This is a genomic window from Vibrio sp. 704 (genome assembly GCF_033339295.1).
In genome coordinates, this window is record NZ_JAWOUH010000285.1 from 1 (window position 1) to 815 (window position 815).

1 protein-coding gene is annotated in these 815 nt (G+C 46.1%); it reads left to right on the forward strand.

From position 1 onward, the window contains the following. A partial coding sequence (gene ltaE / locus R7R24_RS25955) for a low-specificity L-threonine aldolase (protein WP_318120000.1) occupies window positions 1–771 on the forward strand: 771 nt, incomplete at its 5' end. Window positions 772–815: the final 44 nt, after the last annotated feature.

Consider the following 815-nt stretch of genomic DNA (forward strand, 5'->3'; position numbering starts at 1 on the left):
CAGCAAGCGCACAATTACAAATATGAAGCAGGTGGCGCAGCGGTACTGGGTTCTATCCAGCCTCAACCAATAGAAAACAATCCAGATGGCACGTTGCCATTTGACAAATTAGAGGCAGCAATTAAACCTGATGACGCGCACTTTGCTCGTACTCGTCTGCTAAGTTTAGAAAACACCATCAACGGTAAAGTGATCCCACTGTCTTACTTAGCGGAAGCTCGTGAATTCGTTAATAAACACAATCTGAAACTGCATCTCGACGGTGCCCGTGTGTTTAACGCAGCTGTTGCGCTCGATGTTCCCGTCAAAGATATCGGTCAGTACTTTGATTCCATGACGATTTGTTTATCGAAAGGTCTTGCGGCACCCGTTGGCTCACTGCTGCTTGGCAGCAAGGAATACATCGCGAAAGCTCGCCGTTTAAGAAAGATGGTCGGTGGCGGAATGCGTCAGGCAGGTATTATAGCGGCAGCAGGTAAACTGGCGATCACTGAACAAGTCGCGCAGTTAAAGCAAGATCACATCAATGCAAAAGCATTGGCGGAAGGTTTAGCTGAACTACCGGGTTTCTCGGTAAATCCTGACTTCGTTCAAACCAACATTGTGTTTGCTAAGTTGGGTGCTAAAGTCGATATCCAAAGCATCGCGGAACAACTCAAGCAACAAAACATCATCATCAGCCCAGGAAACCCAATTCGCTTTGTCACACACAAAGACATCTCTGCTGAAGATATTCAAACCTTCCTATCGAGCCTTAAATCTCTGCTTTAGATTGATTTTGATCATTGAGCTTCCCCTTGGGGGAAGCTTTATTC